Genomic DNA, 23,331 nt, shown 5'->3' with positions numbered 1-23,331 from the left:
CGCATGAGCGCCTTTACGGTTGGTGAATATCCAGCCGGTTGAGCAGCGATGGAAAACCCCAGCCATCTTGGCCCGGCACCACCGGTTCACCGGTTAAATACTCAAACAACGTCGGCGCCAACGAGCCGTTCGCTTCACTCAGCAGCGGCTCATGATGGGCGCCCACTGGCGCTCCCCAAAAGCCCAGAAACGCATCTTTTTCTAAATAACTTTCCCCCGCATGACGCCCCGGCACTTTGGTGTTGTAGCCAATACCATCACGAGGAAACAGGTTGACGGTGCCTGCGCGATCCTCTTCGTAGAGGGCCGCTAGCTGATTCACCGAATCGGGCCGCGCACTAAAGCGGGTTAAGTCGCGCCACTGAGCGGCATCACACCAACTCGCCACATCATCCGCTTTAGCGGCATAGAGGCATTGATCCACCAACTTGGCGAACTGATTGAGCGCCTGTTCGCTTGGTGACGACAGATAAGGATTGAGTACCTGCACATCCAGCAAGCGCGCCTTGCCATTGAAACCCGCGTAATAGAGTTTGTCGCCTTGTTTACGAATGATCTCATCCACCCGCTGGCCGTCGCGTTCGCCAATCAAGCGCACCGCACATTGGTTCACAGTGCAGGCACTTTCGCGTACCACCAAGTAATCCAGCGTGTCCCCTAGGCGCTGCACACTTTCGGCGATCACATCGACTGGCATATCGCTTTCCGCCGGTTGCCATTGGGTCAATTCCTGATACACCGGCTGCACCTGCCAACCCGCTTTGGCGTTAAAGAAATCGAGCATGAAGTTACCGCCCGCCGTCGAGGCAACCACCACATCAACCTGATGATAACCCGGCGGGTTGAGCGCATTGGTCAACTTTGGTCCTTCCCCTTCATCCGAAGAGATTTTTTCCAGATGAATTGTGATTCCGAGTGCTTTCGCCAGCGGGGTAAAAATCTGCTTTTCCGGATTGAGCGCAAAATAGACCGGCGCCAAGCCGTGATCCCCTGCCATCCCCCACAAGGTGCGCTCATACACACCAGCATCCCGATAGGCCTTTTCCATCCGCCCTAACCAGTAATCGAGGCGGTTGAGCTCGCCCGTGGGCATGATCACTTCATCGCTGAACGGACCGGTAAAGTGGGCGAAATGATCCGGCCACGGGTTGTACACCAAGGTGTAATCGGGCAAGCCGTGCATGTCTTGCGCGGCATAATCGGCCAGTGCCTGTTGCAACGCCCATTTGCGGCTCAGACGCGTGTAAACCGCCCATTGGGAAATGTCCTGATAGGCGCTCACCTGCTCAATCAGTGTTGCGCGCACGCCATGCAGCGATTGCTCCACTTTTGCTCGCGCTTCAAGGTCGCGCAAGCAGCGTTTTTCACCAAAATCGCGCTGCGACTCGCCGACACCGAGGTTGATTAAGCCATCGTAGGTCACATGCGCATTCCAGTCGTATTGCGCGTTGCAGTTAAGCGTTTTGAGATAATCCAAACGATCAAACATGGTTTGAACGTGACGTTCACCGACCAGCTTATCAAGCTGCAGGGCATCATTGCCGTAGAAGTAATACGCTCGGTCTGTTTGGCGATCGACAAAGTGGAAATTGGGAATGCCGGTGCCGTCATCGCCAGAGACCTTCGCCCCGGTTTTGATCAGCGGCAGGTTGCGCACGCTGATGGTGGGCGTCGAGGAAATCCCTACCTGCACGATATTGCTGTGATCACTGCTGTAGAGACGTTTAAAGAACGGCAAGTAATAGGGATCGTGATACGGCTGTTCGGCGAGGATTTGCATAAAGCGCACCTGTTGCTGAAGGGCGGGCTGCTCATCCGTCAGCGGTGAACGCATCGATGTCGCATTGACCTGACGGCGGTACACTTCACCGATAAATGGCTGGCTCGGATCAACCAGCCCCTGCATCAACCCTTGTTGCAAACCATCAACGGTCACCTGCACCGCAAAACGGCGCTGCTGCTGAGAACGCAGAAAATCCACCACCTGTGTCGGGTTACTGTCGAGCGTATCCACCAGCCAATCCGTCAACCGTTCCGTGCGTTCTTGCTGATACAAAAACTGGCGATACCCTTTGAGCACATTGAGACGCACGAAATCAATCAAGCTGACGGTCACAGCTTCCGCTTTGTTGTTGATTTTGCTGGCGTTGGCAGGTTTGGCGTCATCCATCACCGCCAGTAGCGCATGTTTCATGTCGCCATCCTGCATACCCGATGCGGCTTTCTCCAGCAGCCCAACCACGATGGGTTGAATCTTCGCGACCAAGGCCTTGTCTTGCGCGCTACCGCTTAGGTATTGATACTGCGGCGGCAGTTGATCCACATGTTGCCACTCGCCCACCTGAACCAACGCATCATAGAGCGTCACCAGAGTAGCGATGAAATCACGATCAATTTTAATCCCTTCCTGATGCGCCTGATCTTTGCTGCGCATCTCGGGTTCATCCGTGGGTTTATTCCCCACGTGATACAAGCTGTGTTCAAAGCCTTTGAGCGCCTGATCGTCGTACACCGTGCTGAGATACGCTTTGAACTGGTCGCCCGGTTCAATTCCCGCGTAACGGTCGTAATACTGATAAAGGAAATAGCCGAGCGGAATGGCGTAACGCGGATCGGTGATCTGTTTCATCACGCGAGCTTTGACTTTCGCATCCAGTGGCAAGGTCAGAATGTAGGTATCCAGCGATACGCCGGCAATGGTAAACAGCGTGGCATCTCGCGCCACGGTGGTCGAATAGCTGAGCGATGAAACAATCTGATTTTTAAGGATGGCTGCGGAGTTAAACACCCCGCCAATGAGCGGTGTATCGCCCAGCCCCGCTTGGGCAGGCGATGCGAGTAAGCAGGCCGACACCGCAGCGATGAGCGGTGCCTGACGCATCAATTTAACAGAGGACATAGAGAAACATTCCGTCACGCATTAGGCGTTGAGTTGATCGCGCATCCAATCGAGTACTTCGATCAACTGATGATCGGGCATGTTGAGCAGTCGATCGCCCACATACCACTCGATGAAGCTTTGATTGGGTTGCGGCGCACTTTGTGGATGACCGAGCCAGATTTTCTTGTCTGATGCGAGGCGGTTACGCAGCACAATGGCATTGTCGACGCTCAGCGGCAGATAGAGATGCAGCATGTTGGCTTGCGGCTCAATCGGATTAAGGGTGAATTCAGGGTAATCGAGCAGAATCTGATAAATCTGTTGTGTGCGTTCAAACAGCACGGGCATGACAGCCAAACGCGGCTCAAACTGCATCGCGGCGGATACCACATAAGGCGTGCGATGATAGACATTGCCTCCCTGACGGCGCATCCACACGGCCGCTTTATTGATAAACGCTTGGCTACCGAGCAGCATCGAACCACCCAATCCGTTGATGCCTTTATATAACGAGACATACGCGGTATGAAAACCGGCAGCGATGTCGCGATAACTCTTTTGATAAAACGCTGCCGATTCCCACAACCGCGCGCCATCCATGTGTAGGTGAATGCCCTGTTCAGCGCAGTAGGTTTTGACCGCTTCCAGCTGTTGCCAACTTGGCAACTGGCCCCCAAGCTCGCGCATCGGCAGTTCGTACACCGCCGCCGCAATTTCATCTGGCCACGCTTTGAGATCCTGCACCAGCCACGGGCGATGACGGTCACCAATGGGCAGCACCTGAAAACGTTGCTGCATCTGATACCCCTGCGCTTCATGGGTGAAGATATGACACGTTTCATGCATTGCGACTACCGAGCAACGCTTTTCCTGACACACCAGTTGCAGCGCGGTAGGTTGGGTCATGGTGCCGGTGATGACAAACAGCGCCGCCTCAAAGCCCAATCGCTCGGCGACTTGCTGTTCAAAATTCTGAATGGTGTTTCCGCTGCCGTAAGCATCATGGTCCACCGCATGGGTTTCGCACCACTCCGCCATCTGGCGAAACAGCGTGGCCGGGTCTGGTTCATGGTTACCCGCGATAAAGGTGTGGCAGTGTTGGCGAAGATCAGCATCCATACGTTCTCATCCTATTGCATATCATCTCAGCGAAACGATATCACTCTCGAATGAATTTTCGATACTGATGCATGAAAACTGTGAAACGCAGTGAGGAACGCGTTTCTGCGTCTGAGATTTAACGTGTTTTGGCCGCGCGAATCTGCGATTTCTGGCGATACATGACCTGATCCGCTTGTTCAAGCAAGGTATCAATATGCACTTCAGACAAGCCATCCCCCGCCACGGTGCCACTGCAAAACGCCAGTTGATACGGTCGATTCGCGGTGTCGTTAAATTCCGTCACCGCATGACGAAAGCGCTCGACGGCTCGCTGCGCTTCTTCGTCGAGCGTGGATGACATGAACACCACAAATTCGTCTCCGCCAAGGCGGGCAATCAAATCCGATTCGCGAAAACTGCTCAACATGAGCTGGGCAAAATCCTGTAATGCATCATCCCCAACCGAATGCCCGAGCTGATCGTTGATCGCTTTGAAACCATTCAGGTCAAAAAACGCCAAGCAATAGGGAATGCGATTAAAGCGGCAGTGCATCAAGCTTTTGCTCACCAACGACAAAAAGCCACAGCGATTCGAGATGTTGGTCAGCTCATCGACCGAGGCATTATGCGTGGCCGCCAGCTCTCGTTCAGCCATTTTGGCCAAATCCAGCAAATCGATGATCTCGTCATGATTGAGATTGCGTGGTTCAGTATCAATGATGCATAGCGTGCCCAGTTTCGAACCGTCTTGAAACACCAAAGGCACGCCCGCGTAAAAGCGAATGTGCGGATTGTCGGTGACCAGCGGATTATCGGCAAAACGTTCATCGGCAACGGCATTGTTGATGATAAACGGCTCGTCACCCAAAATGGCATGACCACAAAACGAGATATCCCGTGGCGTTTCACTCACGTTGAGCCCAAAGCTGGACTTAAACCACTGGCGCTTTTCATCCACCAAGGTGACCAGTGCAATCGGGACATCAAAGAGACGCCGAGCCAAACGAGTCACGCGATCAAAACGCTCCTCCGGAGCGGAGTCTAAAATGCCGAGCTTATGTAAACTGGCAATACGTTGTTGTTCATCGATAGGTTTGGCTGGTTTTTGCATAGCGACTAGCTGGTTACACTGTTAACATGCTTCTACAATAGTTGAGTTGCGGAGTCAGGTAAATGTTTGTCATGCAGACATGCCGGTTGATTTCCGAACTTTCGCCCGCATATTAGCTGACAAACCACTCGTTGATATTCAACAAACCGATAGGTTCCCATGCAAAACCGTCAAACCATCACTCCCCCTTCGTTGTCGCGTCAGTTGTTCCAAATGACCTGGCCGATGCTCTTCGGCGTCCTATCGCTGATGAGCTTTCAGCTCGTCGACAGTGCCTTTATCGGCCAACTTGGCGTGCTACCACTCGCCGCGCAAGGCTTTACCATGCCCATTCAGATGATCATCATCGGGATTCAGGTCGGCTTGGGCATTGCCACCACCGCGGTAATTTCGCGCGCGCTGGGCGCCGGTCAAGAAAAGTACGCCAAACAGCTGGGCGGCTTAGTCGTTGCCATGGGGAGCATCGGGGTCGCGGTCTTCGGCGTGGTGCTGTACCTTTTACGCCATCCCATTCTGGGGCTACTTGGCGCACCAGAGAGCGTGTTTCCCATCATCGACAGTTACTGGATTTGGTGGGTGGTGAGTGCATGGACAGGCGCTGTCTTGTACTTTTTGTACAGCATTTGCCGCGCCAATGGCAACACCATGCTGCCGGGCACCATGATGATGATCACCAGCGTCTTGAACTTGTTGCTGGATCCGCTGTTTATTTTCACCTTTGATCTGGGCATTAACGGTGCTGCCATCGCGACCATTTTGGCCTTTGGCATCGGGATTGTCATCGTCGCGCCGCGCGTCTCCGCCAAACACTGGATGCTGTTTGATTGGCGCGATCTCAACATCGCTCACAGTGTACGTTCTATCGGCCATATCATGGGCCCCGCGATGCTGAGCCAATTGCTGCCCCCTCTCTCTTCCATGCTGGCGACCAAATTGCTGGCCGGCTTTGGCACCGCAGCCGTGGCCGCGTGGGCGCTGGGTTCGCGCTTTGAATTTTTCGCGATTGTGTCCGTGCTGGCACTGACCATGTCCATTCCTCCGATGGTGGGTCGCTTGCTCGGTTCCGACAACATTGCAGATATTCGTAAATTGGTCACGATCGCGATTCGTTTCGTGCTGGTGTCTCAAGTGCTGATTGCACTCATCACGTTGTCGCTCGCCACGCCATTGGCAGGGCTGATGACCAGTGAAGAGAGTGTGGAGTCGATTCTGAACTGGCACCTGACCGTGGTGCCGCTCAGCTTGGGGCCATTGGGCATCTGTATGTTGATGGTGTCCGTCTCCAATGCGCTGGGGAAATCCTATGTCGCGCTGACGATTTCGGCACTGCGTCTGTTTGCGTTCTTCTTGCCATGTCTGTGGCTGGGCGCGCAAATCGGCGACCTGAAGGGGCTGTTTGTTGGCGCCTTTATCGGCAATATTTTAGCGGGTGCGACCGCGTGGAGCATTTACCAGCGCGCGCTGCATCGCATTGAAATGAGCATCAACCAAGTCGACCGAACGTGTTGAGAACGCAACGAAAAAGGCGCTCTGATGAGCGCCTTTTTTATATGGAAATATCTATCTTGGTATGGTCTCGATGGCCATCCACACTTAGCGATTGCGACGGGCTTCCACCGCGGCTGCTAACTGGCGCAGAACCGTTTCAGTGTCATCCCAACCGATACAAGCATCGGTAATCGACTGACCGTAAACCGGCGCTTGACCTTCCACCAAGTCCTGACGACCTTCCACCAGATGCGATTCAATCATCACGCCGAAAATGGCATGTTCACCACTCGAGATTTGCGTGGCGATGTCGTCTGCAACCACCATTTGACGCTGATACTGTTTCGAGCTGTTCGCATGGCTGAAATCAATCATCACTTTCTGCGACAAACCTGACGCTTCCAGTTTCTGCTTCACGTCACCCACATGGGCCGCACTGTAGTTTGGCTCTTTGCCGCCGCGCAAAATGATGTGGCAATCCGGGTTACCCGCCGTTTCAACAATCGCTGAATGGCCGTATTTGGTCACGGAGAGAAAATTGTGAGACGCGCTTGCTGAGCGAATGGCATCGGCTGCAATCTTGATGTTGCCATCAGTACCATTTTTGAAACCCACAGGGCATGACAAACCGGATGATAACTCACGGTGTACCTGAGATTCCGTAGTACGCGCGCCGATGGCACCCCAGCTGATCAGATCAGCAATGTACTGCGGCGTGATCATATCGAGGAATTCACTGGCCGTTGGCATACCCATGTCGGTCAAATCCAGCAGCAGTTTGCGGCCAATGCGCACACCGTCGTTGATTTCGTAAGTATCGTTGAGGTACGGGTCGTTAATCAGCCCTTTCCAACCCACCGTGGTACGCGGTTTTTCGAAGTAAACACGCATCACCACTTCAAGCTGGCCACTCAGTTCATCGCGCAGCACTTTCAGGCGTTTGCCGTACTCGATAGCCGCTTGCGTATCATGAATCGAACACGGACCCACCACCACCAATAGGCGATCGTCTTTGTCTTGCAAAATGTTGTGGATCGCTTCGCGGGCTTGAAATGTCGTCGAAGAAGCAACTTCAGTCGCTGGGTATTTTTCCAGCACAGCAACAGGGGGTAACAACTCTTTAATTTGTTTAATATTTACATCATCAGTTTGGTGCATCGCTTACTTCTTCCTATATCTTGCCGCTGCTGGCTGTTCGAACGGAAACAGCCTCTCCCAAGAGCAGCGTCATTTGCTCTTCCCGTAACTTATCCACTTCACGAAGCAAGCGCAACCATTATTTTTTGTCAAAAGCAATATGTGTAAATTATTTACACCAAAACTATAGTGTAATTATTTTTTTACACCGTAATGACTGAGGAAGAACTGGGCGCTTTGTTGGGCCAGTTTACGGCGCTGCGCTTCGGTTAAAGAAGGCTTTAGCCCTAAGATTTGCGGCCAGAAGCAACTGCCTTTGATCAAACTGTGCAACTGGATGTTAGCCAACTCAATGTCTTCAATCGTCAGGCGCTTCGCGTCAACCTGATGTGTCAGCCAACGCGCGAGCTGAGTCTCTTTCATCGCCATCTGCTCAGAATGCTGTGTCAATTCTTCTGGACGATACAAATAGTGCCCTAATACCACTCTCGCCAAGTCGAGGTACTCACTGGAAGCGAGGATTTCGATTTCGCTCAACAGCAGCTGTTCCAACTGCTCATTCAAGGGCAGCGAGGCCAGTTGATCCGGATCCATCAAATTGGCTGTGGCTTTCCACAAATCCGCTAGCAACGTCATCACCAGCATCTCTTTCGACGCAAAATGGTTGTAGACCGTGCGCTTTGACACCTGTGCCATGGCGGCAATTTTATCCATGCTGGTATTTTGCGCGCCAAACTCTCGAAAAGCCGCCATCGCCGCCGACAATATGGCTTCGCGCTTCAATTCACTGCGAGTCTTTTTCATCTTACTTGCCTTGGTTGCATGTTCATTTTTGGTCAATATTACACTAAGCAGTTTACTTTTCACTACTCAATATGTAAACTACACCGACTAGTTTACTTTAAAACTTCTAATATTCGTCACAAACACTTCATGTTGATCGCTAAAGATGTCTCGAGGCGTTTGTGTCACCGCACACCACAGGAGGAAGATATGAATATCGAAACAACCTGCTCAACCGCGAACGAACTTCCCATGCTCGATGGCAAATTTGCCAACAGCGAAGTCGTGACCAAAACCACCATGCGTGACTTCCTGACCATTTCATGGGCTTACTTAACCGCCGATCGTGAGGAAGCTGAGCCAAAAAAGCCGATACCTGTTCAGTCGATCACCACTGAGCAGCTAACCCAAGAAGATCAAGACGTGGTTTATCGTCTTGGCCATTCCACCGTGCTGATGAAACTGGATGGACAATGGATCCTCACGGATCCCGTATTCAGCGATCGCGCCTCCCCTGTGCAATGGATGGGCCCGAAACGCTTTCACGACACCCCCATTTCGCTTGCCGAATTACCCTTCATTGATGTGGTGCTGATCAGCCATGATCACTATGACCACCTCGACAAAGCCGCAGTCAAACTGCTGGCCAATCACGTCGGACGTTTTCTGGTACCGCTTGAGGTGGGCAAACTGATGGTCAAGTGGGGACTGCCGGCAGAAAAGATGAGTGAATTGTCTTGGTGGCAAAGTGCGACCATCGGCAACACAGAGTTTGTGTTCACGCCAACGCAGCATTTCTCAGGGCGGGGTCTGAATGATCGCAACACGACCTTGTGGGGCAGTTGGGTCATCCGTGGTCAGGACAAATCGGTATTTTTCAGCGGCGATTCAGGTTACTTCGGCGGCTTTAAACAGATTGGCGACCGCTATGGTCCGTTTGACCTCACGCTCGTGGAAACGGGGGCCTACAGCTCACTTTGGTCGGACGTTCACATGTTCCCGCGAGAAAGCCTGCAAGCGCACTTGGATCTGAAAGGTAAAGTCATGCTGCCCATTCACAACAGCACCTTTGATTTGTCCTTGCATCGCTGGTACGAGCCCTTGGAACAAGTGACGAAACTGGCGCGCGCACTGAATGTCACGGTAACCGCACCGATGATTGGTGAACGCATGCTGATTGCACAACCAGCGCCCTTGGAAGCATGGTGGCTCAATCACGCCAGTGAACGCGAGCCAAGTGCAGCAACAGCACCGTGTTTGAACACGCCAAACTAACTAAGCTACACGACCGCACGCGATAGCGGTTGAGCCGCTTGGTGCTTTAGAGGTAGTGATCCAGGAGTAACGCGATAAACAGCATCATCAAATGATAGATGGAATACTTAAAGGTATTGATCGCCGAGCTGTTTTCCGGATCGTACTTCAGCGCCCACGCGGAATAGATAAACCCAAGGCTCAGCACACTGGAAGCGGCGAAATAGATCACGCCACTCATGCCCACCAACACGGGTAACACACACACCAATGCCAGCAAAAACGTATACAGCAAAATCGATGTTTTGGTGTACTCCACCCCATGCGTCACTGGCAGCATCGGAATGTCCGCTTTGGCATAATCGTCTTTGCGATGAATCGCGAGCGCCCAGAAATGCGGCGGCGTCCAGATGAAGATGATCATCACCAATAACCACGCATTGGCATGCAATTCCCCAGTGACGGATGTCCAACCGAGCAGCGGCGGCATTGCGCCAGCCAGCCCCGCAATCACAATATTTTGTGGCGTCGCGCGTTTGAGATACAGCGTGTATACCACGGCATAGCCCAGCAAACTGGCAAAGGTCAGCCACGCGGTTAACCCATTCACGCCCCAATACAATATCGCAAAACCCACGATGCCCAGCACGAACGCAAACAGCATGACGCGGCTGGCTTGAATCTCACCAGACGGCAACGGCCGCTTGTAGGTACGAGCCATCATCGCATCAATGCGTCGATCAATCAGATGATTCAATGCGGCCGCCGACCCGGCCATCAACCCAATGCCCGATAGCCCCAAAACGGCCGCTTTGAACGGCATCAACCCTGGCTGCGCAAGGCACATGCCCACCAACGCGGTGAGCAACATCAAAGCGACCACTTTCGGTTTGGTCAACGTGAGATAAATGTGCCAGCGACTGACTGCAGAGGCGGTATGGACCGCCGCGATCGATTTACTCATGAGACACACTCCTTGTTTGACTGACGGCGAGCGTCTGCGGCCAAAGCAGATCATTGCATTTCAGCACCGCGATCAACAACAGCGCCGCGCCCAAGTTATGCAGCACCGCAATAGTCAAGGGCAAGCTGAGCAACACATTGCCCACTCCAAGCAGAACTTGCACCGACAACGCGCCGAGTACCATCTTGGCAGGTTGGAGATAACCGAGCGCTCTCAACCGCCATGCCAGCAACCCCAGCACAGCGATGGTCGCCATCGCGCCCACGCGATGCGCAACATGAATGGTGAGCCTTGCCCCGTAATCGAGCACACCAAATTCATAGCTATCGTGCCCCAAATGCACTGGCGTAAATGCGGTACGAAAATCAAGATACTGCGGCCAATTGCCTTCACAAATGGGTAAACGGCTACACATGAGCGCCGCGTAGTTGGAGGATGTCCAGCCACCAAGCATGATTTGCCCCACCACCACGCCCAACGACAGCATCGCAAGCACACGTAGGTTAAGCGGCGCAAAAGAAGGGGCTCTTGGCGTTGCCGCCTGCAGTCGCCAATACAGCAACCACAAGCCACTCAGTAAACTAAAGCCACCGATCAAATGCCCCATCACCACCAGCGGCAACAGTTTCAGCGTTACCGTCCACATGCCCAGCAGCGCTTGAAACACCACAATGGCCGCAATCACGAGCGGCAGCGTCATCGGCACAGGGCGATAGCGCAGACACAAATAAGTGATGCTAAACACCACCAATCCGAGCGTGCCAGCAAAATAACGGTGAATCATTTCCGGCCAAGCTTTATGGGGCTCAACATCTAAATGGGGATAGAGAAACTCGGCTTTTTGCAATGCGCTGGGAGAAAGCGGCACGGTGTAGTGTCCATAACAGCCCGGCCAATCCGGGCACCCCAGTCCGGCATCCGCCAAACGGGTGTAAGCGCCCAATGCGATGACCGCCAACGTCAACACAAGACTGAAACGAACCAGATGAAGCCAACTGACGCTTGGGGTAGACGCTGCAAGACTGTGCGTGTGATTCGACATACCACCCTCCCTGATGTGTTTAGCCGACGCGTGATAACTTCAGTAGTTTGCGTAGATCCGCCAGCACCTTGCGGCTCTGCGCGATTTGTTGTGACGCTTCCGGCTCGGCAAAACGCATCACCAACTGACCGAGCGGGTCTACGATCAGCACATCGCCGGCGTCGATGTGCTGCATAAACTGCGTATTCACCGGAATCTGTTGTAGCGCCATGCCCTCCAGTGCCGCGGTGTCACTGTGCGCACTCACCAGCAATACGGGCGTCACTCGGTGTTGTTCTTTGCCGAGCGCCGTATGGCTTTGCGCCAACAAATAAATTTGCTGCTGACAATCGGCGGTGCAGCTCGCTGGCACCACGTAGGCCATCTGCCAGCTCACCTGTTCAAGCGGGTTAAACACCCCAAGCGACGACATCGTCACACGCGGCTCAATCAACTCCCCCGTATTGGTCGCACCAGACTGATACCAGTGATTGGAGAGCACCGCTTGCGCCACCAAAGCAGGCAGCGCGAAAAACAGCACAATCCCCACCAAGATCAGGCGACCTTTACTTTTATCCGTCATGAATGCCTCCCTGCTCGCCAAACTCTTACGCCAATCACCAACGCAATCACCGCCAAAACAGCAGCCATCGTGAACCATTGCAATGCGTAGCCGAAATGCTTCTGCGCGCTCATCGCCAGCGGCTGCCAAGGTTGTGGGTAAGGCCAATTCTCCTGCAGTGGCTGAAATGCCACGGGCAAAATCGGTGTGCCCAGCCACTGCGACAGCGCCTCCACATTGAGATTTTGAATGCGGTGCGGATTGCCCGCCTCCAACCCCAAAGCATCACTGAAAGGATTGGCTGAACGAGCATACAAACGCCCAGTCAGCGTTTGCGGCTCAGTAAGCCAGTCCACGTTCGGTAGCACGCGGCGGTCGTTTCCTGCAGGCACAAACCCGCGCTCAATCAACATCCAATGCCCATCCTGTTGTTTCGCCAGTTGATAGGCGAGATAGCCCACTTTGCCGTCGAACGTTTGGTTATCAAGCAGGAATGTCGCGTCGGGATGCGGGTCCAACGTCACCGTGACGCGAAGCCCCGTGAGCTCAGCCATGGAGTAACGTTCCAACGCCGTCGCCAAACTCAGCGGCGCCATTTGGGCTCGTGCGGCCAAGCGGGTTTCTAAATGCAACTTTTCTTCACCACGCGCCAACTGCCAAAAGCCCAATTTGACCAGCAGCGCAAACACGACCACAGTTAAAACAGCGCCCACCCAAACTTTCCCTGACCACACGCGCTGTGAAGGAGCCGCCATGCTGCCACTGGTTGTAAAAATTGCTTTGGTTTTGCTTTTACTGTTCATCATATTCAATCTGGCCCGCGCGCTGATTCGCATGGTGAGTGACCCCAAAGAGGGCGAAGAAGAACGCCCAATGAGCTATTATCTCGGCCGCCGTTTGATGTTCTCGGCGATGGTGGTCATTGTGCTCATTTTCGCGCTCCTCAGCGGTTGGCTGCATCCCAACGCCACACCCTATTAGTTTTAAAATCGTTATAAAACATACACAAACACAAACAGACACAGCCAAACCACATCCACGAAGTGCCAATACCAACTCCCCGCCTGAAACGCAAAATGGTCTTTCGGCGTGAAGTGGTCTTTGGCGATGCGCGCCAGCAGCACCGCAAGGAAAAGCGTGCCCAAACAAACGTGCAGCCCGTGAAAACCGGTCAGCAGGAAGAAGGTATTGCCGTACACGCCCGATTGCAGCGTCAGCCCCATTTCGTGATAAGCATGCAGGTATTCAACCGCTTGAAAATAGAGAAAGAATCCAGCCAAAACAATGGTGATTTCCAACCACACCACCAGCGCCATGCGTCGGTTGCGCTCTAAACTCAAGTGCGCCATGTGCAAAGTGATAGAGGATGTCAGCAGAATGATGGTGTTTTTCAGTGGAATCCCTGCCCACGGCATCGCCTCGGTCGTGATGCCGCCCGGTGTCGTCAAGAGCGGCCACACCGCTTCAAAGCCCGGCCACAACACTTCATGCGTCATCGCGTTGTTACTGGCGCCGCCCAACCAAGGCACCGCCACCATGCGCGCATAGAACAGCGCGCCAAAAAACGCGCCGAAGAACATCACCTCAGAGAAAATGAACCAGCTCATGCCTTGGCGGAACGAACGAGCGATTTGCGCGGAATATAGCCCCGCCAGCGACTCACTGACCACATTGCTAAACCAACCCGCCAGCATGTACAGCAACACAAAAAATCCGGCGAACAGAATCACTTTGCCAATCACGCCACCCGCACCGTCGGTACCGACATGTTGCACGGTGACGCCTGCACCCACTGCCAATAGGAATAGGGCCACCGCACCGACGATGGGCCAGTGACTCTGAGCTGGAACATAGTACGCATTCGGTTTGTCACTCATTGGGTTGCTCCTTGCGAAACTGCCGTGCCCGCCTTCGCCAAGGCGGGTTGGGGCGCCGCTTTATCCGTCATGTTGTACAGCGTGTAAGAGAGTGTCAGGGTGTGGATGGTGTCCGGAATGTCCGGCTCAATGTAGAAAATCAACGGCATTTCCGCATGCGCTTTGGCCATCAGCGGCTGCTGACTGAAACAGAAACACTCGATTTTGTTGAAGTAGGTCGCCCCCTGCCCCGGAGAAACCGATGGCACCGCCTGCCCCACCAAGTCCGAACTCGACAGATTGTCGGCCAGATACGCGGTCTGAATCACTTGGCCGGGATGCACATCGATGTGCGTCAGCTTGGGCGCAAATCGCCACGGCATGTTATGACTGATGTGCGCCATAAATTCGACCCGAATGGTGCGCGACTCATCAATCTGCATCCCTTGCGGTTGAATGGCGGCGACTTCGTTGGTTTTGCCATTGATGCCAAGCTGCTGACACATCACGTCATACAGCGGCACCAGCGCAAAACCAAAACCGAACATCAGCACCACTGCCAGCAGTAGCTTGACGGTCAGTGGACGATTTGAGGATCCGGACGTTGGCTGTGTCATGATTCACCTCCTATTCGTCCACTTTGGGTGGGGTTGAGAAAGTGTGATGTGGTGCGGGGCTCGGCACCGTCCATTCCAACCCTTCGGCACGCTCCCACGGTTTCGCAGCGGCAGGCTCGCCACCGCGCACACATTTAATCACCAACCACAAGAAGATCAGTTGAGACAGCCCAAACGCAAAGCCGCCAATGGAGACAATCTGGTTCACATCCGCAAACTGAATCGCGTAATCGGGAATTCGACGCGGCATGCCTGCCAACCCTAAGAAATGCATCGGGAAGAACAGCACATTGACCGAAATGACCGAGCACCAAAAATGCCAGCGGCTCAGGCGTTCGTCATACATGTGTCCGGTCCATTTGGGCAGCCAGTAATACGCCGCGGCCATGATGGAGAACACCGCGCCGGAAACCAGCACGTAATGGAAATGTGCCACCACAAAATAGGTGTCGTGATACTGGAAGTCCGCTGGCACAATCGCCAACATCAGGCCAGAGAATCCGCCGATGGTGAACAAGACAATGAAGGCGATCGCAAACAGCATCGGCGTTTCAAAGGTTAACGATCCTCGCCACATGGTCGCCACCCAGTTAAACACTTTCACCCCAGTGGGCACCGCGATCAACATGGTGCAGTACATGAAAAAGAGCTCGGCAAACACGGGCATACCGGTCGTAAACATGTGGTGCGCCCACACCAGAAACGACAGAATCGCGATGCTGCTGGTCGCGTAGACCATCGAGTGATAGCCAAAGAGCTTCTTGCCGCTAAATGCAGGAATGATCGCCGAAATGATACCGAACGATGGCAAAATCATGATGTACACTTCCGGATGACCAAAGAACCAGAAAATGTGTTGGAACATCACCGGATCGCCGCCCCCCGCCGCATCAAAGAAGCTGGTGCCAAAGTACTTATCGGTCAGCACCATGGTGACCGCACCCGCGAGCACCGGCATCACCGCGATTAACAAAAACGCGGTGATCAGCCACGTCCAGACAAACATCGGCAGCTTAAACCACGTCATGCCAGGCGCGCGCATGTTCACGATCGTCACGATGACGTTGATCGCCCCCATGATGGAGCTGATGCCCATAATATGGACGGAGAACACAAACAGCGCGGTGCTGTCCGGCCCATAGGTGGTAGAGAGCGGCGCGTAGAAGGTCCAACCAAAATTAGGGCCGCCCCCTTCGGTAAACAGTGACGACAACAGAATCAAAAACGCAAACGGCAGAATCCAAAAACTGAGGTTATTCATGCGTGGCAACGCCATGTCCGGCGCGCCAATCATCAGTGGAATCATCCAGTTCGCCAAGCCGGTAAAGGCCGGCATTACCGCACCAAAGACCATGATCAGCCCATGCACGGTGGTCATCTGGTTGAAGAACTCCGGCTCGACCAATTGCAAGCCCGGTTGAAACAGCTCCGCACGAATCACCATCGCCATCGCGCCACCAATCAAAAACATGCTGAAACTGAACCACAGATAAAGGGTGCCGATGTCTTTGTGATTGGTGGAATAGAGCCAGCGAGTCAGCCCTTTGGGCGGGCCATGATGTTCGTGTTCATCCAGCGCCAGCGTGCTGTGTGCGCGGCTAAGTTCCGCATCCGTTACCGGAGCCGATTTGGATTGTTCGGTGGACGGTTTCATTGCCCCTCCTTGCCACTGGCTTGTGCCTGAGTTTTAAACGCATTGATGTCTGACGCCTGCACGGCATCGCCGGTGTTATTCCCCCACGCATTCCGTTCATAGGTGATAACCGCCGCCAACTCTTTCTCGCTCAATTGGTTGCCAAAGGCTTGCATCGCAGTGCCCGCTTTCCCCTCCACTACGATGGCAATGTGGTGCTGCACATCACCGGTGGTCACTGGGCTGCCTTTCATCGCCGGGAACGCGCCCGGAATCCCAAGCCCTGTTGGCTGGTGACACACAGCGCAGCGGTCGAGGTAGACTTTTTCGCCCAGCGTCATCAGTTCTTCAAGCGACATCGAGCTTTGCAGCGCTTTTTCGGCTTCCTGTTTTGCCAACGCAACTTCGGCTTTTTTATCGCTCAACCACTGGTCATACTCGTCTTCGGCCATCGCTTGCACCACAATCGGCATAAAGCCATGCGCTCGGCCACACAGCTCAGCACACTGGCCGCGATAGACGCCCGGCTCATCAATGCGCGTCCACGCTTCATTAATAAAACCGGGAATGGTGTCTTTTTTCACTGCAAAGGCAGGCACCCACCACGAATGAATCACATCATCAGAGGTGAGCAGAAAACGGATTTTGCGATGCACCGGCACCACCAGCGGCTGGTCCACTTCTAACAAGTAGTGCGCGCCTTTGGCTTCAATGCCGTCAATTTGCTTTTGAGACGTGGCAAGTAGGCTGTAGAACGCCACATCTTCATCGAAATAGCTGTAGTGCCATTTCCACTGTGAACCGGTGATTTTGATGGTTAAGTCCGATTGAGAGGTGTCTTCCATTGCCACCAGCGTTTTAGTGGCCGGAATGGCCATCGCCACCAAAATGACAATCGGAATAATGGTCCAGATGATTTCGACTTTGGTACTTTCATGGAAATGCGCGGCCACCGCCCCTTTGGATTTGCGGTGCTTATATATGGCGTAGAACATCGCCCCAAATACCACGAGCGCAATGGCGACACAGATGTAGAAAATCAGCATATGGAGGTGATACACCTGGCCACTGATTTCGGTGACACCGGGGGTCATGTTCAGTGATCGTTCAGCAGAAATCGCTGGAGCCGCAAAGCCAATCAATATCAGATCGGTCCACAGCCACAGATTGGTCACAAATCTTCTCAAGAGATCTCTCCTCTGCTCAGCCGCACGGCATGTGCGTCTCTGGATGGGCTCCGTGTGAACAGCGAATTCGACACTAGTTGTTATATTTATGTTAACTAAGGCTAGTTAGTGATTTGCGTTTGTTCAAGAAACAAACAATAAAGTCGTGAGGGAGATAAGTGTCTGAAAATTTGTCCTAAGATTGGAGAAGGCGAAGACGTCAACGGACGTGCTACAAAAGCGTGGACGCGTAAAAGTTTAGCGATTGCGCCCTCATAATCGAGAATAAATATCACTTACACTAATAACTCAATGCACAAAATAAGGTGACAACCATGATGCAACAAGTCACGCAATGGTTAGCGAAAGATCCCGATCCAAGAACCCGCGAAGAGCTTCAAGCGCTGATTGATGCGCAGAACCTCGACGAACTGCAGGAGCGATTTAAATCCCGACTGGAATTCGGTACCGCTGGCCTGCGTGGAAAAGTCGGCTGCGGCCCCAATCGAATGAACCGCTTGGTGATTCAAGAAACGGCAGCCGGACTCGGAGAATACCTCATCAAACAAGTCGACAATGCCAAAATGCGTGGTGTGGTCATTGGCTATGATGGTCGCCCAGATTCGCAGCAATTTGCCCACGATACCGCCGCAGTGCTGACCTCACTCGGCATCAAAGTTTACCTGACTTACAAAGTTGCCCCGACCCCAGTCGTGGCGTTCGGCGTAAAACACTTCAATGCGGCCGCCGCTGTCGTGGTGACCGCCAGTCACAACCCGCCAGAATACAATGGCTTTAAAGTGTACTGGGAAAACGGCGCGCAGATCATTCCCCCGCACGATTCCGGTATTGCTGGCGAAATCGACATCGCAGCGCAGCGCGCGGTGCCATTGATGGCTTTAGACGATGCTCATCAAGTCGGTCTATTGGAGTGGCTGGACGACGCCTACTACCAAACGTACCGCAAAACCATCGACAGCAGCCCGCTGTTGAATAACCACACCAACCCGCAGGCGGTGACCATTGCCTACACCGCAATGCATGGCGTGGGTGCAGACATGGCTGAAACCCTACTGCACGACGCTGGCTTTAAAAACTTGCTGAGCGTCAAAGAGCAACGTGAACCGGATGGCACGTTCCCGACCGTGAACTTCCCCAACCCGGAAGAAGCCGGCGCGATGGACATGGTGATTGCACTCGCCGACTCTATCGACGCTGAACTGGCGTGTGCCAACGACCCAGATGCCGACCGCTTTGCCGTGGCCGTGCGCAAACCCGATGGTCACTACCAAATGTTGACCGGCGATCAGGTCGGCTCGCTGTTTGGTCATTACTTACTGAGCAAAACCAACGCCAGCAAACAATTGGTGGGAAATACCATCGTCTCCTCAAGCCTGCTGGGCAAAATCGCAGCAGCACATGGGGCGAAATATTATCAAACGCTGACCGGCTTTAAGTGGCTGACCAACATCGCCATGCAACAGCAAAGCGAGCAACATCAATTCCTGTTCGCTTACGAAGAGGCGCTGGGCTACACCGTGGGTCACTCGGTGTGGGATAAAGATGGCCTGTCGGCGATGGTGGCGTTTGCCCAATTGGCGGCCGAGTTGTACGACCAAGGCAAAACCATTTGGGATCAATTGGAAGCCATTTATCGTCAACACGGTTTGTATGTCACCGCGCAGCGCAGCATCGCGCTCGATCCAGCCGCACCGCCAGTCGGCGATCGTCTACGCAGCGAACCACCGCATGAAATTGCCGGTAAAGCGGTCCTCAGCACCGATGATCTGAAGCATGCGGTACGTCGTTTTAAAGATGGCACCACCGAGAGCATCGACCTGCCAAGCAGTGACGTGTTGATTTATCACCTCGATGGCGGCGCGCGCGTGATTGTTCGTCCATCCGGTACCGAACCCAAACTGAAATGCTACTACGAAGTGGTGGGCAGCTTTGCCGACAACGAAAGCTTCGAGAGTGCGCAAGCTCGTGCGGATGAACAGATGGCGCTGCTGATCAGCGAACACCAAACCTGTCTGGCCTAACACAAGACCACGCAAAAAGCCCCGCTAAAGCGGGGCTTTTTTATGAGCGACATTAGCGCAAAACCGGCGGCTTACACCAATTCAGCCAGCATGCTTTCATCGTACGCTTTGACCGCTTGGCCATCACGCACCAGTGACACGTAATTCGGGTTGGCGATGAACGCACGGCCAATCGCCAGCAATTCAAACAGGCCTTGTTCAATCGCTTGAGCGCCAGTTTCGGCAGTGAAACCACCCACCGCCATCAGCGTTTTCGAGTAATGCTGACGCATGTATTCCGACACTTTTCCGCCGAGGTAATCGAATTCCATGCTGTCATCAAACATGCCTTCGTGCAGGTACGCCAGTTCGCGTTGCTCCAGCTCGGCCAGCAGGTAATCAAACACTGCGCGGTCACGTGGATCTGGGCTGATGTGCGCATACGCCCCCGGAGACAAACGTAAACCAGTGCGATACCCACCGATGCGTTCAATGATGGCATCAATCACCGCCAGCGGGAAACGGGCCATGTTCTCTGGCGTTTGGCCAAATTCATCCTCACGCAGGTTGGTGTCGTAGTGCAGGAACTGGTCGAGCAGATATCCGTTCGCGCCGTGGATTTCGACGCCATCAAACCCCGCCACAATCGCGTTTTCTGCCGCGACGGCGTAGTCTTCAATCAGTTGGGCAATCTCTTCTTTTGTTGCGGCTTTGGGCATGGTGTAAGTCAGGTCACGACGACGTGGCACCGTGCCTTCAAACGCGACAGCTGACGGCGCGAGTACATATTCGCTGTCAAAAAATGCTGGGTGTGCCACTCGGCCCGTGTGCCACAACTGGGCAAAAATCTTCCCGCCACGTTCGTGCACGGCCGCGGTCACTTTCTTCCAGCCTGCCACTTGCTCAGCAGAAAACAGACCCGGCGTGCTTGGGTAACCCTGACCGTCTGGGCGAATGATGGTCGCCTCAGAGATAATCAAGCCCGCATCAGCGCGGCGCGCGTAGTACGCCGCCATTTCATCGGTCGGCACCAAGCCTTCACCCGCCATACAACGAGTCAGTGGCGCCATGACAATTCGGTTATTCAGTGTGATCTGGTCATTCAGTGGATAAGGTTGAAACAGTAAATCGGTCATCGCAAAGTCCTTGCATCTATTCAATGGACTTATGCTAGATCAAACTTGAACGATCATTCAAGATATATTTTGAATGATCGTTCAAGAAATTTTGTCAGGGTGACGAAATCAGCGTAGAATTGCGCCGAGATAACCAAGTTAGAGAAGCGATGTGCGCGTAGCGGAATTTGACAGAGAGCAGGTATTGCGCTCTGCGATGTACGAATTTATGTCGAAGGGATTCAATAAAACCAGCATGCAAGACCTCAAAAGAGCCACTGGTCTGCATCCGGGTTCCATTTATTGTGCCTTTGAGAATAAACGCGGCTTATTGCTGGCAGCCCTGGCACATTACGCCTGCGAGCGTACCGAAGAGTTCAACGCCATTTTTGCCGCGCAGCCTACCGTGATGGCCGGGTTGAAAAGCTACTTCTGCATGGTGGTGGATGAATGCGCTCGTGAAGAGATTAAAGATTGCTTGCTGCAAAAAGCCTTGAGTGAATTGTCTCAGCAGGATGATGAAGTGGAGCAAGTGATTCGCGACACGTTGAATATTTGGAAACTCGGTTTGCTGGCGCAACTCAAACTCGCGCAGCAGCGCGCTGAAATCCACCCAGATGCGGACTGTGAATTCCTAGCAGAATATTTGGTGATGGGCATTTACGGTTTGCGTTCATTTGCGCACACCAAACCCAAAAAAGAATTGCTGTGCAAAATGGCCGATCAATTACTCTCGACCATTCAGGCGTAAGTTCAAGCCGCCATTCAGACACGAAAAAGGCACCCTTCGGTGCCTTTTGCTGTTGAACGCAGTAGTGCGCCATTAACGCAGTAAGTCGCTCAGCATCCACAGCGCCAGCACAAAGAAAATCAGCCCCATCAACTTGTGTTGATAGGTACGAAACTTCGCGTTTTCCAGCAGCGATTGACCAAACAGCCCCACCGCCCCCACCAGCAGCAAATTAAACAGCAAACCGCACACATTGAGCAGCAGCCCCAGCGCCAACATTTGTTCGCCCGAGGACGCGGCAATATTGCTCGACACAAACTGCGGCAGAAACATCACAAAGAACACCAATGCTTTTGGATTGAGCAAGTTGCTCACCAAGGCACGTTGATAAAAAGTGCTCGCCATCGTATGGCGGCCATCCAACGCTGGCGCTTGCGCGGCATTGGCACGCATGCAATCGAACCCCATTTTGAGCAAGTAAGCGCCGCCCAACAGGTGCAATGCTTGCAGCGCCATCGGGCTCATGGCAATCAGTGCCGACACGCCCAGCGCCGCCAACAGCGTCAGAATAATTCCAGAAGTGGCGTTACCTAAGCTGGCAAACACCCCCACTTTTCGTCCGTAGCTGAGGCTTGAACTAGCAATCAGCAACATATCTGGCCCCGGCAATAACAGGAGTGCCACCACCGCGGTGAGATAGACTGGCAAAATAGCAAAGTCGATCATAGTAATATTTCATAGGAATCAGGAAGCGGCGGATTTTATATCAACATTCAAGATCAATCCAATACCATCCTCCAATTAACCAAAGATAATTGGTTAATGATTTTATATTCAATCACATGAGCAATTTTGTACAAAAAGCGAAGCACAGTTTGAAGTACACTGGAAAGCCGTTGAGCGAAGAGTGGATTATGGATAAACAACGCGCCCCAAGATCAAAGGAAAGTGCCAAGTTTCAGGTAGCCGATGAACTCGGCGGTATTGAGCTGCTCGACGCCCAGTATGAAACCCAAAACTTCTCGCGTCACAGTCACGAAGGGTACACCATCGGTGTGATTGAACGTGGCGCGCAACGTTTCTACCGCACGGGCGGCAATCACGTTGCGCCGCAAGACAGCATCATTCTGGTCAATGCCGATGAAGTCCATACCGGTCACTCCGCCGTTGAAGGCGGCTGGGCGTACAAAGCCATGTATCCGGTTCCTGAGCAGTTTGAGGCCATTTCGCGTGAGCTGGGTAACAGCGGCTACGGCACGCCTTACTTTCCCGAAGCCGTGGTGCACGACCCAGAACTCGCCAGCCAATTTCGCTTAGTGTTTGATACGCTTGAAAAATCAGACAACCGCTTGCTGCGTGAAACCTTGGTATATGCCAGTTTGGTCAAGTTGATGGCGCGCCACGGAAAAACGCCGCCGAAGCCCGTTGAAATGTCGAAAGCGCAGCAGCAATTGACGTTGGTGAAAACGTTTCTGGATGATTTTCCACAGGCAGACGTTTCGCTAGAGGAACTGGCAAAACTGGCGGGGATCAGCCCGTTTCACTTGGTGCGTGCGTTTCAAAAGCAGTTTGGCTTTCCACCCCATGCTTACCAGATTCAAGCCCGGCTGCGTTACGCTCGCACGCTGCTCAAAGCGGGCCATTCGATTTCAGATACCGCGCAGGAATGTGGCTTTCACGACCAAAGCCATCTTCATCGTCACTTTAAAAAGGCGATGGGCATTACCCCCAAGCAATACGTGCAGCATTAAGCGCTCGCGCCATCGTCATCCGAGCAACTTTGTACAAGTATTTGCCTTCTTGCTGTGGTGTGATGGCCTGAGCCGTCGCAGCGCCAAGGTCATCGCCGCACACGGCCGCTTTACTTCCGTTGCGGATCCCGTCAGCATTC

The 23,331-nt window shown here is 53.4% G+C and carries 21 protein-coding genes; 6 read left to right on the top strand and 15 right to left on the bottom strand.

Features of this window, described 5'->3' with window-relative positions; genetic code table 11:
• Positions 1–13 precede the first annotated feature (13 nt).
• The 3 genes from ACF8PK_RS15510 to ACF8PK_RS15500 form a co-directional block, all read right to left on the bottom strand.
• Positions 14–2,899 (bottom strand): alkaline phosphatase family protein, encoded by a 2,886-nt coding sequence (locus tag ACF8PK_RS15510; RefSeq protein ID WP_392442199.1) that lies wholly within the window; start codon positions 2,897–2,899, stop codon positions 14–16.
• A gap of 21 nt (positions 2,900–2,920) precedes the next feature.
• Positions 2,921–4,000 carry a low specificity L-threonine aldolase gene (locus ACF8PK_RS15505; protein ID WP_158141561.1) on the bottom strand — a complete coding sequence of 360 codons (1,080 nt, stop codon included), beginning with the start codon at positions 3,998–4,000 and terminating at the stop codon, positions 2,921–2,923.
• A 118-nt stretch (positions 4,001–4,118) separates the two neighbouring features.
• Positions 4,119–5,093, bottom strand: coding sequence for a diguanylate cyclase domain-containing protein (locus ACF8PK_RS15500; protein WP_392442197.1), 975 nt, complete (start codon positions 5,091–5,093; stop codon positions 4,119–4,121).
• Between the two features lie 159 nt (positions 5,094–5,252).
• Between ACF8PK_RS15500 and ACF8PK_RS15495 the strand changes: the two genes are divergently transcribed.
• Entirely contained in the window at positions 5,253–6,602 is a 1,350-nt protein-coding gene (locus ACF8PK_RS15495) for an MATE family efflux transporter (protein ID WP_392442196.1), read from the top strand.
• Between the two features lie 84 nt (positions 6,603–6,686).
• Here the strand turns inward: ACF8PK_RS15495 and aroG are convergent, their stop codons facing one another.
• Both aroG and ACF8PK_RS15485 read right to left on the bottom strand, forming a co-directional pair.
• Complete coding sequence (gene aroG / locus ACF8PK_RS15490; protein ID WP_004727258.1) at positions 6,687–7,739, bottom strand: 3-deoxy-7-phosphoheptulonate synthase AroG; 1,053 nt, start codon at positions 7,737–7,739, stop codon at positions 6,687–6,689.
• Between the two features lie 174 nt (positions 7,740–7,913).
• On the bottom strand, positions 7,914–8,522 hold the full coding sequence (locus ACF8PK_RS15485) for a TetR/AcrR family transcriptional regulator (RefSeq protein WP_172562746.1): 609 nt from the start codon (positions 8,520–8,522) through the stop codon (positions 7,914–7,916).
• A gap of 189 nt (positions 8,523–8,711) precedes the next feature.
• Between ACF8PK_RS15485 and ACF8PK_RS15480 the strand changes: the two genes are divergently transcribed.
• Entirely contained in the window at positions 8,712–9,776 is a 1,065-nt protein-coding gene (locus ACF8PK_RS15480) for an MBL fold metallo-hydrolase (protein ID WP_004727260.1), read from the top strand.
• 46 nt (positions 9,777–9,822) lie between these two features.
• Here the strand turns inward: ACF8PK_RS15480 and cyoE are convergent, their stop codons facing one another.
• The 4 genes from cyoE to ACF8PK_RS15460 are packed head-to-tail and all read right to left on the bottom strand — an operon-like array spanning position 9,823 to position 13,057.
• Positions 9,823–10,719, bottom strand: coding sequence for a heme o synthase (cyoE, locus tag ACF8PK_RS15475; RefSeq protein WP_158141564.1), 897 nt, complete (start codon positions 10,717–10,719; stop codon positions 9,823–9,825).
• Entirely contained in the window at positions 10,712–11,761 is a 1,050-nt protein-coding gene (locus ACF8PK_RS15470; RefSeq protein WP_392442191.1) for a heme A synthase, read from the bottom strand. Before ACF8PK_RS15470 ends, cyoE begins: the two co-directional genes overlap by 8 nt.
• A gap of 19 nt (positions 11,762–11,780) precedes the next feature.
• A complete protein-coding gene (locus ACF8PK_RS15465; protein ID WP_392442188.1) occupies positions 11,781–12,323 on the bottom strand; it encodes a hypothetical protein in 543 nt (180 codons plus the stop codon).
• A complete protein-coding gene (locus ACF8PK_RS15460; protein ID WP_392442185.1) occupies positions 12,320–13,057 on the bottom strand; it encodes an SURF1 family protein in 738 nt (245 codons plus the stop codon). Before ACF8PK_RS15460 ends, ACF8PK_RS15465 begins: the two co-directional genes overlap by 4 nt.
• Between ACF8PK_RS15460 and ACF8PK_RS15455 the strand changes: the two genes are divergently transcribed.
• Positions 13,056–13,283 (top strand): DUF2909 family protein, encoded by a 228-nt coding sequence (locus ACF8PK_RS15455; RefSeq protein WP_014257941.1) that lies wholly within the window; start codon positions 13,056–13,058, stop codon positions 13,281–13,283. The genes ACF8PK_RS15460 and ACF8PK_RS15455 overlap by 2 nt on opposite strands.
• 11 nt (positions 13,284–13,294) lie before the next feature.
• Here the strand turns inward: ACF8PK_RS15455 and ACF8PK_RS15450 are convergent, their stop codons facing one another.
• From ACF8PK_RS15450 to coxB, 4 genes are read right to left on the bottom strand one after another with little or no spacing between them, the layout of a single operon-like run.
• Complete coding sequence (locus tag ACF8PK_RS15450) at positions 13,295–14,179, bottom strand: cytochrome c oxidase subunit 3 (RefSeq protein WP_014257940.1); 885 nt, start codon at positions 14,177–14,179, stop codon at positions 13,295–13,297.
• Positions 14,176–14,775 carry a cytochrome c oxidase assembly protein gene (locus ACF8PK_RS15445; RefSeq protein ID WP_158108314.1) on the bottom strand — a complete coding sequence of 200 codons (600 nt, stop codon included), beginning with the start codon at positions 14,773–14,775 and terminating at the stop codon, positions 14,176–14,178. Before ACF8PK_RS15445 ends, ACF8PK_RS15450 begins: the two co-directional genes overlap by 4 nt.
• A 10-nt stretch (positions 14,776–14,785) precedes the next feature.
• A complete protein-coding gene (gene ctaD / locus ACF8PK_RS15440; RefSeq protein ID WP_014257938.1) occupies positions 14,786–16,429 on the bottom strand; it encodes a cytochrome c oxidase subunit I in 1,644 nt (547 codons plus the stop codon).
• Complete coding sequence (coxB, locus tag ACF8PK_RS15435; protein ID WP_392442750.1) at positions 16,426–17,502, bottom strand: cytochrome c oxidase subunit II; 1,077 nt, start codon at positions 17,500–17,502, stop codon at positions 16,426–16,428. Before coxB ends, ctaD begins: the two co-directional genes overlap by 4 nt.
• 407 nt (positions 17,503–17,909) lie before the next feature.
• Between coxB and ACF8PK_RS15430 the strand changes: the two genes are divergently transcribed.
• Entirely contained in the window at positions 17,910–19,616 is a 1,707-nt protein-coding gene (locus tag ACF8PK_RS15430; RefSeq protein WP_392442181.1) for a phospho-sugar mutase, read from the top strand.
• A 71-nt stretch (positions 19,617–19,687) separates the two neighbouring features.
• Here ACF8PK_RS15430 and ACF8PK_RS15425 read toward each other — a convergent pair whose 3' ends face one another.
• Positions 19,688–20,731 carry an alkene reductase gene (locus ACF8PK_RS15425; protein WP_392442179.1) on the bottom strand — a complete coding sequence of 348 codons (1,044 nt, stop codon included), beginning with the start codon at positions 20,729–20,731 and terminating at the stop codon, positions 19,688–19,690.
• A gap of 151 nt (positions 20,732–20,882) precedes the next feature.
• Here ACF8PK_RS15425 and ACF8PK_RS15420 point away from each other — a divergent pair, with 151 nt between their 5' ends.
• Positions 20,883–21,461 (top strand): TetR/AcrR family transcriptional regulator, encoded by a 579-nt coding sequence (locus tag ACF8PK_RS15420; RefSeq protein ID WP_038151732.1) that lies wholly within the window; start codon positions 20,883–20,885, stop codon positions 21,459–21,461.
• Positions 21,462–21,533: 72 nt separating this feature from the next.
• On the opposite strand, the gene ACF8PK_RS15415 is transcribed toward ACF8PK_RS15420, so the two are convergent.
• On the bottom strand, positions 21,534–22,166 hold the full coding sequence (locus tag ACF8PK_RS15415; RefSeq protein WP_004727273.1) for a LysE family translocator: 633 nt from the start codon (positions 22,164–22,166) through the stop codon (positions 21,534–21,536).
• Between the two features lie 188 nt (positions 22,167–22,354).
• Between ACF8PK_RS15415 and ACF8PK_RS15410 the strand changes: the two genes are divergently transcribed.
• The gene (locus ACF8PK_RS15410; RefSeq protein ID WP_206981090.1) at positions 22,355–23,191 is read left to right on the top strand and encodes an AraC family transcriptional regulator; all 837 of its coding nucleotides are present in this window, start codon (positions 22,355–22,357) and stop codon (positions 23,189–23,191) included.
• Positions 23,192–23,331 lie beyond the last annotated feature (140 nt).

Origin of the sequence: Vibrio sp. CJQ_6 (genome assembly GCF_043106745.1) — a bacterium.
In the GTDB taxonomy this organism is placed as follows: Bacteria; Pseudomonadota; Gammaproteobacteria; order Enterobacterales; family Vibrionaceae; genus Vibrio; species Vibrio furnissii.
Note: the sequence above shows the minus strand (reverse complement) of the source record. Positions and strands in the feature narration are given on the sequence as shown.